This window comes from Hymenobacter caeli, from assembly GCF_013294115.1.
GTDB lineage: Bacteria > Bacteroidota > Bacteroidia > Cytophagales > Hymenobacteraceae > Hymenobacter > Hymenobacter caeli.
In genome coordinates, this window is the sequence record NZ_JABSNP010000037.1 from 1 (window position 1) to 9,999 (window position 9,999).

Here is a 9,999-nt window from a genome sequence, read left to right on the forward strand (position 1 = left end):
GAAGCCATTGTTCAGCAGTCAAATCGGTTGAATAAGCACGGCGATTCATCCGGCAAAGGTAAATCTCTATGTTTTTACCCTATACCCTCTAAGGGAAGCCGGCACTTTTTCAATCAAGTCGGCTACCGGGCCGTCGGTAAGGGCGTGCCGGGCTTTATCAAGCAGGCCGGTGGGCTGGTCGGCGGACGTGGGAGTGGTGGGCTGGTTCATGTTACTAAAAGGAGTTTATTTAAGAACCCTCGGTATACGGGCCCGGGGCCGGGTCGTTAAGTGGAGCTTATCGGCAGCAGGCCCCGGACCGGGCGGCCAACCACAGGCCTGAATCTGGCCGCGAATTGCCGGGACATCTATGCAGCGGGTGTTTTCATCACCTGAACCAGTGGGCCAGATTTGCTTACTTTCCGCCATGAAAAACCTTGTATTGGTCCTGCTGCTTGGCGCACTGGGGGCCCCCGCCCAGCCGGCGGTGGCCCAGGCGACGGCCCAAGCGGCAGCGGCGGCCTACCCGCTGCTCACCAACGTGCCCAACCGCCCGTCCCAAAGCCTCGACGGGGCCTGGCGCATCCTCATCGACCCGATGGAGAACGGGTACTACTCCTACCGCTACGTGCCGAGCCCCAACGGCTTCTTCAAAAACCAGAAGCCCAAGGACAAGAGCGACTTGGTGGAATATGACTTCGACACGGCCGAGCAATTGCAGGTGCCCGGCGACTGGAATACGCAGCGGGAAAAGCTGTTTTTGTACGAGGGCACCGTCTGGTACAAGAAGAGCTTTGCCTTCCATAAAACGGCCGGCAAGCGCGAGTTTCTGTACTTCGGGGCGGCCAACTACGACGCCAAGGTGTACCTCAACGGCGAGAAGCTGGGCGAGCACACCGGCGGCTTCACGCCGTTCAACTTCGAGGTGGGCGACCGGCTTAAGGAGGGCGAAAACTTCGTGGTGGTGAAGGTGGACAACACCCGCCACCGCACCGACATCCCGACCAACAACAGCGACTGGTGGAACTTCGGGGGCCTCACCCGTTCGGTGCAGCTCGTGGAAACGCCCGAAACCTTCGTGCGCGACGCCTTCGTGCAGCTCAAAAAGGGCAGCGCCGACGAAGTAGCCGGCTGGGTGCAGGTGGACGGCGGGGCCCGCGCCCAGCCCGTCACGGTCAGCATTCCCGAGGCCCGCTGGCAGGCCACCGTCACGCCCAACGCCGCCGGCTACGCCACCTTCAGCGGCCGCGTGAAGCGCCTGGAGCGCTGGGGCCCCGGGCACCCGCGCCGCTACCGGGTGCAGGTGCGCAGCGGCCAGGACACGTACCAGGACTCCATCGGCTTCCGCACCATCGAAACGCGCGGCAACGACATCCTGCTCAACGGCCAGTCCGTGTACCTGCGCGGCATCTGCCTCCACGAAGTGGCCCCCATGACGGGCGGCCGCGTGACGACCGTGGACGAGGACCGCACCCTGCTGCACTGGGCCCAGGAGCTGCACTGCAACTTCGTGCGCCTGGCCCACTACCCCCACAACGAGGCCATGATCCGCGAGGCCGAGCGCCTGGGCATCCTGGTGTGGTCGGAAATTCCGGTGTACTGGACCATTGAGTGGGAAAACCCGGCCGTGTACGCCAACGCCAGCCAGCAGCTGGCCGACATGATTACCCGCGACCACAACCGGGCGGCCGTCATCCTGTGGTCGGTGGCCAACGAGACGCCGCCGGGGGCCCCGCGCCTGAAATTTCTGAGCGGCCTGGCCGGCCAGGTGCGCGCCCTCGACCCCACCCGCCTCGTGACGGGGGCCCTGGAAATCCACACCTCGGAGGCCGGCGTGCGCACCATCGACGACCCGCTGGGCCAGTACCTCGACGTGATTGGCATGAACAACTACTGCGGCTGGTACGGCGGCACGCCCGAATCGTGCGGCGACTTGCAGTGGAAAAATACCTACGACAAGCCCGTGGTGATGAGCGAGTACGGCGGCGGGGCCCAGCAGGGCCGCCACGGCCCCGCCGACGAGCGCTGGACGGAGGAATACCAAACGGCGGTGTTCGAGAACAATTTCAAGATGCTCGACAAGATTCCGTTCCTGCGCGGCGCTTCGCCCTGGGTGCTGATGGATTTCCGCTCGCCCCGCCGCCCGCTGCCCGACATCCAGGACTTCTACAACCGCAAGGGCCTGCTCTCGGAGCGCGGTGTGCGCAAGCAGGCCTTTTTCAGCTTGCAGGAGTACTACCGCCGCAAGCAGCAGCAGTGGCAAAAGCCGGGCAAGTGAGGGCCTCCGCCCCGGGCTGCCGGCTTTTCGCCGGCTGCCCGGTAATCGTTGCCAGGATTGCCGGGTGCCAGGGCAAGTTTGCTTTGTTGCCGCGCACAACCAGCCGCCTCACCCCCTAGCCCCCTCTCCGAAAAAGAGAGGGGGGACTAGCTTTAGTCTTAGCTTCTAGCTTTACTAGAGCTAAAAACTAGTTCCCCCTCTCCTTTTCGGAGAGGGGGCTAGGGGGTGAGGCGCCCCGTTTGCGCCGTTATTAAATCACTCATCGGCGACTGCCCTAAAACAACCGTTCTGCGATTACCGGGCAGCCGGCGAAAAGCCGGCAGCCCGGGCCGTTCTTACCCCTTCCTTCCCTTCCCCCACATGCCTCCTTTCCGCTACTTCACCAGCCTGGCCCTGCTCCTGCTCGCCGGGCCCCTCGCGGCCCAGCCCACGCCGCAAGAGTGGGAAAACCCGCTCCTGTTCGAGCAAAACAAGGAGCGGCCGCACGCCAGCTTCATGGTGTACGACAAGGCCGCCGACGCGGGGGCCGACGACTACGCCCGCTCGCCTTACTACCAGCGCCTGAACGGTACCTGGAAATTCAACTACGTGGGCCGGCCGGCCGACAAGCCCGGGGAGGCCTTCGCCCAGGCAGCGTTCGACGACGCGGCCTGGAAGCCCATTCCGGTGCCCTCGAACTGGGAGATGCAGGGCTTCGGCGTGCCGATTTACACCAACATCACCTACCCGTTTCCGCGCAACCCGCCGTTTATCGACGGGCGCGACAACCCCGTGGGCAGCTACCGGCGCACGTTCACGGTGCCGGCCGGCTGGGCCGGGCGCGAGGTGCTGCTGCGCTTCGGCTCCATCACGGGCTACGCGGTGGTGTGGGTGAACGGCCGGCGCGTGGGCATGACCAAGGCGGCCAAGTCGCCGGCCGAGTTTGACGTGACCCAGTACCTGCACGCCGGCGACAACCAGCTGGCCGTGCAGGTAACGCGCTGGCACGACGGCAGCTACCTTGAAGACCAGGACTTCTGGCGCCTCAGCGGCATCGAGCGCGACGTGTACCTGTGGGCCCTGCCCAAGCACACCATCTGGGATTTCTTCGTGCAGGCCGACCTCGACGCCACCTACCGCCAGGGCCGTTTCGGTGCCGACGTGGCGCTGCGCGACTTCGGCGGCGCGGCCCCCGCCGGGGCCCGCCTCACGGTGGAAGTGCAGGACGCCCAGGGCCGCCCCGTGCTGCGCCAGCAGCAGCCGGTGGCCGCCGGGGCCCCCAGCGTGGCGTTCAGCGGCAGCATCAAAAACGTGCGGCCCTGGAGCGCCGAGCAGCCCAACCTCTACCAGTGCCTGCTGACGCTGGCCGACGCCCAGGGCCGCCCGCTGGCCGTGACGGGCACCAAAATCGGCTTCCGCAAAATCGAGTTGAAAAACGCCCAGCTGCTGGTGAACGGCGTGGCCGTGGAGGTGCACGGCGTGAACCGCCACGAGCACGACGAAATCACGGGCCACGTCATCAGCGAGGCGTCGATGCGGCGCGACATTGAGCTGATGAAGCAGTTCAACATCAACGCCGTACGCACCTGCCACTACCCCAACGCCGAGCTGTGGTACCGCCTCTGCGACGCGTACGGCCTGTACGTGGTGGACGAGGCCAACATCGAAAGCCACGGCATGGGCGACGAGCCCTGGGGCCTCGACAAAACCCAGCACCCGGCCTACCTGCCGCAGTGGGCCCCCGCGCACCGCGACCGGGTGGAGCGCCTGCTGGAGCGCGACAAAAACCACCCCTCGGTCGTCCTCTGGAGCATGGGCAACGAGTGCGGCAACGGCCCGATATTCCACGACCTGTACCGGTGGTTGAAGCAGCGCGACCCCAGCCGCCTGGTGACCTTCGAGCAGGCCGGCGGCGACTGGGACACCGACGTCGTGGCCCCCATGTACCCGGGCCTCGACTCGCTGCGGCGCTACGCGGCGGCCCCCGCCAACAAGCGGCCCCTCATCATGTGCGAGTACGCCCACGCCATGGGCAACAGCACGGGCAACTTTCAGGAATACTGGGACGTCATCCGCAGCAGCCCCCGCCTGCAGGGCGGCTTCGTCTGGGATTGGGTGGACCAGGGCATGAAGCAGACCGACGCCGCTGGCCGCCCCTGGTGGGCCTACGGCGGCGACCTGGGCGGCTACAACCGCCAAAACGACGAGAACTTCTGCGCCAACGGCCTGGTGGCCGCCGACCGCACCCCGCACCCGGGCCTGTGGGAAGTGAAAAAGAGCTACCAGGACATCCGCTTCAGCGCCGCGCAGCCCGCCACGGGCCGCCTCACGGTGCGCAACGGGTTCTCCTTCAATACCCTGGACAACTACGCCTTCCGCTGGGAGCTGCTCAAGAACGGGGCCCCGCTGCGGGCCGGCACCTTCGCCGCCCGGCTGGCCGCCGGGCAGCAACAAGAAGTGGCGCTGCCGCTGGGGCCCCTGCCCGCCGCCCCCGGCACCGAGTACGTGCTGAACGTTTTTGCCCAAACCAGGACCGCCACCGCCGCCGTGCCGGCCGGCCACGAGATGGCCCGCGAGCAGTTCGTGCTCACGCCGGGGGCCGCCTACTTCGCCCGGCCCGCGGCGACGGCCGGGGCCCTGCAAGTGGCGCGCACCGGCGACCGGCTGGCCTTCGCGGCGGGCAACGTGCGCGGCGAATTTGACACCAAAACCGGCCGCTTGATTAGCTACCAGCGCCGGGGCCAGTCCGTCATCGACCAGTTTCCCGAGCCCTACTTCTGGCGGGCCCCGACGGACAACGACTTCGGCAACCACATGCCCGAGCGCCTCGGGGCCTGGCGCACGGCCCACGCCAACCGCCCCGTGCAGCGCGTGGCCGTGGGCGAGCAAACCGCCGCCGGCCTGCCCATCGAAGTGGATTACCTGCTGGCCGACCTCGGCGTGCCCTACACCGTAAAATACCTGGTCGAGCCCGACGGCGCGGTGCAAGTCACGGCCGCCCTCGACATGACGGGCAAGCAGCTGCCCGAGCTGCCCCGCTTCGGGATGCGGCTGGAGCTGCCCGGCCGCTTCGGCCAGCTGGTCTATTACGGCCGGGGCCCCTGGGAAAACTACAGCGACCGCAACACCGCCGCGTTCCTGGGCACCTACCGCGACTCGGTGGCCCGCCAGTTCACCACCACCTACATCCGGCCCCAGGAGTGCGGCTACCGCACCGACGTGCGCTGGCTGCGCCTGACCGACGCCGCCGGCCAGGGCCTGCAAATCGAAGGGGCCCAGCCGCTGTGCTTCAGCGCCCTCAACACCCGCACCGAATTCCTCGACCCCGGCCTCACCAAGAAGCAGCAGCACCTGAACGACGCGCGGGCCTTCGATTTCGTGTGCCTGCAAGTGGACCTCAAGCAGCGCGGCGTGGGCGGCGACAACAGCTGGGGGGCCCTGCCCCACGAGCCCTACCGCCTGCTCGCCAAGCAGTACGCCTACACCTACACCATGCGCCTGCTGGGCGGGCCCCATACTGTTGGCAGTCTGGGCTTGAAGTAGTTGCCGCGCCCCTTTGCGTCCCCGCACCCACCGGCTCGGCTGATACTTTATGCAAGTCCATCAAATTCTTTCAGCGTTGACAATTCGTCTCAGCATCGCCTTATTTTTCAATTTATTTTGGCATTTTCCAATGCAAGCCCAGCAACCGCCGATCCGTTCTTTGGGTGAGTTGATCAACCAACAGGACCCCGGGTGGCCTTTGGTAAGCACCTGGATTCGGGAGGCCACCAACAGGGTGCAAGTACTGCTCAGGACGCCGGCGCGGGCCGACAGCGCCTTGGTGGCCGCGCAGGTCACCACCCGGTCGCCGCTGGGAGCAATCGTTTACGAAACGGGGGGCATTTTGGTAGATGGTGGCTGGCTTCGGATTCTGGGTTCGGGCAGCCCCGGTCTGAACCGCACGCTGATGAGCTGGAACCAGGGCAAAATAAGGGGCTTGCTGCTGGTGGCGGACGATGTGCTGGGCGGCTTTTACGCACTCAACGGGGGTGCTTTCGGCCAGGAGTCGATAGGTAAAGTATTCTACTTTGCTCCCGAAAGCTTACACTGGCAGCCCCTGAACAAAACTTACTCTGAGTTCCTGATTTTTTCTTTCTCCGGCGATTTGAAGAACTTCTACCACGGCCTTCGGTGGAAAGGCTGGGAGCAAGAAATAGGGCTGTTAACCGGCAACCAAGGTTTGGCTTGCTATCCTTTTTTGTTCACTACGGAAGGGAAAAACGCGGCCAAGAACAAACGCACCGCAGTGCCCATTGCTGAGTTGTGGTCGTTTGGCCAAGACATGCAACGCCAGCTCGATGGCCAAAAATGATGCTTAACCCAGCGCCTTACTGCACCTTGTAAAACGGAGTGCTTTCGCTTCGTTTGGCCGCTAATCGCGGGACAATTACTGGTCCACCCACGGACTCGCAGCACCCGTGCTGCTCCGCTTTGTGCCGGGCACATCATTTAAATTTAGCACCTTACCGAAAAAATACACCCCATAGCCTTGTGCAGCACTCAGTAATTCCCACCACCAACCGCAACGGCCGCCCGCCGCCCCGAACCCCGGTTCCGCGGTAATCCTTCCCACCATTTTCCACGTTTCAATTTTCTACCCACCCGTGAAAAAAATCATCATCGCCGCCCTGGCGGCCGCCGCGCTGGCCGGCTGCTCCAAAGAAAACGCCACCACGCCGGCAGCCCCTGTGGCCGCCGCCGCGCCGCCGCAAAACGCCACCGAATGCAGCGGCGGCAGCCTCTCGGAAGGCCAGTACTTCATGATGAACGACGTGTGGGGGGCCAGCAAGGCCGGGGCCGGCTCGCAGTGCATATACTTCAACAGCATCAACGACTGGGGCGTCAACGCGTCGCACACCAACACGTCGACCGGCATCAAGGCGTACCCGGCGGTGGTGTTCGGCTGCCACTACGGCGGCTGCTCGTCGGGCACCGGCCTGCCCAAGAAAATCAGCGCGCTCGGCAACGTGCACACCTGGTTCACGCAGTCGTCGTCGGGCACGGCTTACGACGCGGCCTACGACATCTGGTTCGACCCGTCGGCCAACCCCGGCAACCGGGCCGCCACCTACGAGCTGATGATTTGGCTGACGTGGCAGAACACCAACCCGATTGCCGCTGCTTACGACGCCAGCGGCAACGCCGTGCCCTACGCCGCCAACGTGAGCCTTAGCGGCAAAACCTGGAATATTTACCGGCGCAACAACGTGTTCTCGTTTCTGCCCACCACCAAAACCAATTGGGTTAGCCTCGACGCCAAGCCGATTATCGACTACTGCGTGGCCCGCGGCTGGATGAGCAACGCCAACTACATGACGAGCGTCCAGGCCGGCTGGGAAATCATTTCCGGCGGCACGTTCAAAACCACCAGCTACGGCGTGAGCGGCATTTAAGCAGCGGCCCCTACGGCAGCGGTTCAACAAAAAAGCGGGCCCCCAGGGCCCGCTTTTTACGTTTCCTGGCCGCGTCGGGTGCCAATGGGATTTTCGGTGAAACTGTTTAGGAAGCAACCAGAAATTCCTGAAACGTCGTGCTTGCCTGGCGTCCGCGCAGCCGAAGCCTCTCTGCCGCTTCGTTCAATCGCCCAAACGGCGCGGCAGAGCTGTTTCGACAAGCCCACCGTGACGTTCGATTATTTTTCCCAGGCAGTTTCAGTATGGGTATCGGGCAGCTGCACATCACACTGGCTGGTGAAGATTAATATCTCAAAAACAAATTGACATTAAAGCTATTTAGAGGGGAAATTTATTTTTACCGTCGGCAACTTCCTGCTTTTAAAAGATATTCTAACCACTGCGACACAACTCCTACTTTTTCGTCATATAGCCCGGACGGCTCGCAAAAAAATACCCCGCCTTTACTTGAAGACGGGGTATTTTTTTTGCGAGCCGTTATTTACGCGGCTGATTTCTTCGGGCGGCCCGGCTTCTTGGGGGCAGCGGCGGCGGCATCGCCTTCGGCGCGGGGTTTGCGGGGTTTGCGGGCTTTCGGGGCCGCTACGTAGTCGTCTGCCAGCACCGTTTCCATCTCGCCAAGCGCGGCCTGGAGGTTTTCCAAGGCGTTCGTTACCTTTTTCAAGGTGCGTTTCAGGTCGGATTTCACTGCGTCGGCGTGTTGTGCCGTTTCCACGACTTTCTGGAATTCATCGAAGTTCAAAGCCATTTTTTTTGGTGAAAATTAAGTTAATCGTGCCGCAAATATAAATCACACTTTTGCGTTTAATTCTCCCCTTCACTCATATTATTTAAAAAAACTCACACTGTACAATTGAATTTTTATAGCCGCACCAAATGATTACGCCCCGCAATTACCCGAACGTTTTCTTAAATCGGACCATTGCCGTTCGGTTGCGCATTTTACCGGCCGCGCTACAGCCCCAGGGCCAGCTGCTGGCCCGCGGCTTCGGCCGCCGGCCCTAAGTTGGACAGCGCCACGCCCAGCAACCGCACGCCCTGCGGCACGGGCAGCAGCGCCCGCAGCAAGTCGTGGCTGACGGCCGCCAGCTGCTCGGGGCCCGCCACGGGGCCCGCCAGGCTGCGGCTACGGGTAATCTGCTGGAAATCGGCGTATTTCACCTTCAGCGTGGCGGTGCGGCCCAGCAGGCCGGCGCGCTCGCAATGGGCCCACACCTTGGCGATGCAGGGCCCCAGGCCGGCAGCCAGGTCATCAAATTCGCGCCGGTCGCTTTCAAACGTGGTTTCCGCGCCCACCGACTTGCGTTGGCGGTCGGCCACCACGGGGCGGTGGTCTTCGGCCCGGGCAATGGCGTAGTAGTAGCCGCCGGCCTTGCCGAAGTGCTGGCGCAGCAGCGCCTCGGGCTGGGCCCGCAGGTCGGCCCCGGTGAAGATGCCCAGCCCGTGCAGCCGCGCCGCCGTGGCCGCCCCGATGCCGTGGAACTGCCCCACCGCCAGCCCCGCCACGAAGCCGGGGCCTTGGTGCGGCCGAATCACGAACTGCCCGTTGGGCTTGCGGTAATCGGAGGCCAGCTTGGCCAGGAACTTGTTGTAGGAAATGCCCGCCGAGGCCGTGAGCCCGGTTTTCTCAAAAATACGGGCCCGGATTTCGGCCGCGATGCGCGTGGCCAGCGGCTCGTGTTGCCGGTTCTCGGTCACGTCGAGGTACGCCTCGTCGAGCGAGAGCGGCTCAATCAGCGGCGTGTACTCAGCAAAAATGGCGTGGATTTGCCGCGACACGTCCTTGTACACCTCGAAGCGCGGCGGCACGAACACCAGCGCGGGGCACTTGCGCCGCGCCACCGCCGCCGGCATGGCCGAGCGCACCCCAAACTGCCGGGCCTCGTAGCTGGCGGCCATCACCACGCCCCGCGCGCGGGCCCCGCCCACGGCCACGGGCCGCCCGCGCAGCGCCGGGTCGTCGCGCTGCTCCACGGAGGCGTAGAACGCGTCCATGTCGAGGTGAATGATTTTGCGGGGTTCGGGGACGGGCATGAAGTCGAGCAAAATTAGCCCACCGCCCCGATCCGGGCTGCCGGAGTTGAGCTAGCTGCCCGGTAATCGTTAGGAGCAATTGGGGCCCCAGCCAAGCTGCTCCGCAATGAATTTGGTTGTCTGCAATGGAAATTATAGCCGTCCTCTACATCCGTAGTCGGTAATTAAAGTAGCCACGTTTGAGGTGGTCTAGCTAAGCCGCACAGAGTTGGGACGTAGTTTGAAAATGGGTTTCGAAGTGGTTGGGGGCGAGATAACCGAGGGCCGAATGCC

Annotated in this window: 7 protein-coding genes; 4 read left to right on the forward strand and 3 right to left on the reverse strand. The window is 63.8% G+C overall.

Annotation, left to right across the window (positions count from 1 at the left end; genetic code table 11):
• Nucleotides 1-66: 66 nt before the first annotated feature.
• Nucleotides 67-210 (reverse strand): hypothetical protein, encoded by a 144-nt coding sequence (locus tag HNP98_RS21355; RefSeq protein ID WP_173812225.1) that lies wholly within the window; start codon nt 208-210, stop codon nt 67-69.
• A gap of 196 nt (nt 211-406) precedes the next feature.
• On the opposite strand from HNP98_RS21355, the gene HNP98_RS21360 reads away from it, so the two are divergent.
• From HNP98_RS21360 to HNP98_RS21375, 4 genes are all read left to right on the forward strand, one after another.
• Entirely contained in the window at nt 407-2,257 is a 1,851-nt protein-coding gene (locus tag HNP98_RS21360) for a glycoside hydrolase family 2 protein (protein WP_173812226.1), read from the forward strand.
• 360 nt (nt 2,258-2,617) lie between these two features.
• On the forward strand, nt 2,618-5,779 hold the full coding sequence (locus tag HNP98_RS21365) for a glycoside hydrolase family 2 TIM barrel-domain containing protein (protein ID WP_173812228.1): 3,162 nt from the start codon (nt 2,618-2,620) through the stop codon (nt 5,777-5,779).
• A 49-nt stretch (nt 5,780-5,828) separates the two neighbouring features.
• Nucleotides 5,829-6,590, forward strand: a complete 762-nt coding sequence (locus HNP98_RS21370; RefSeq protein WP_217425869.1) for a DUF2625 family protein — start codon at nt 5,829-5,831, stop codon at nt 6,588-6,590.
• Nucleotides 6,591-6,882: 292 nt separating this feature from the next.
• Nucleotides 6,883-7,671 (forward strand): GH12 family glycosyl hydrolase domain-containing protein, encoded by a 789-nt coding sequence (locus tag HNP98_RS21375; RefSeq protein WP_173812229.1) that lies wholly within the window; start codon nt 6,883-6,885, stop codon nt 7,669-7,671.
• 502 nt (nt 7,672-8,173) lie between these two features.
• Here HNP98_RS21375 and HNP98_RS21380 read toward each other — a convergent pair.
• Together HNP98_RS21380 and dinB are read right to left on the reverse strand one after the other, a co-directional pair.
• Nucleotides 8,174-8,440, reverse strand: coding sequence for a hypothetical protein (locus tag HNP98_RS21380; RefSeq protein ID WP_173812231.1), 267 nt, complete (start codon nt 8,438-8,440; stop codon nt 8,174-8,176).
• Between the two features lie 206 nt (nt 8,441-8,646).
• Nucleotides 8,647-9,726 carry a DNA polymerase IV gene (gene dinB / locus HNP98_RS21385; protein WP_173812233.1) on the reverse strand — a complete coding sequence of 360 codons (1,080 nt, stop codon included), beginning with the start codon at nt 9,724-9,726 and terminating at the stop codon, nt 8,647-8,649.
• Nucleotides 9,727-9,999 lie beyond the last annotated feature (273 nt).

Excerpts from the sequence above, each read along its gene's own strand:
- HNP98_RS21355 (WP_173812225.1), bottom strand. The coding sequence starts at position 210 with ATGAACCAGCCCACCACTCCCACGTCCGCCGACCAGCCCACCGGCCTG.
- HNP98_RS21360 (WP_173812226.1), top strand. The coding sequence starts at position 407 with ATGAAAAACCTTGTATTGGTCCTGCTGCTTGGCGCACTGGGGGCCCCC.
- HNP98_RS21365 (WP_173812228.1), top strand. The coding sequence starts at position 2,618 with ATGCCTCCTTTCCGCTACTTCACCAGCCTGGCCCTGCTCCTGCTCGCC.
- HNP98_RS21370 (WP_217425869.1), top strand. The coding sequence starts at position 5,829 with ATGCAAGTCCATCAAATTCTTTCAGCGTTGACAATTCGTCTCAGCATC.
- HNP98_RS21380 (WP_173812231.1), bottom strand. The coding sequence starts at position 8,440 with ATGGCTTTGAACTTCGATGAATTCCAGAAAGTCGTGGAAACGGCACAA.
- dinB (WP_173812233.1), bottom strand. The coding sequence starts at position 9,726 with ATGCCCGTCCCCGAACCCCGCAAAATCATTCACCTCGACATGGACGCG.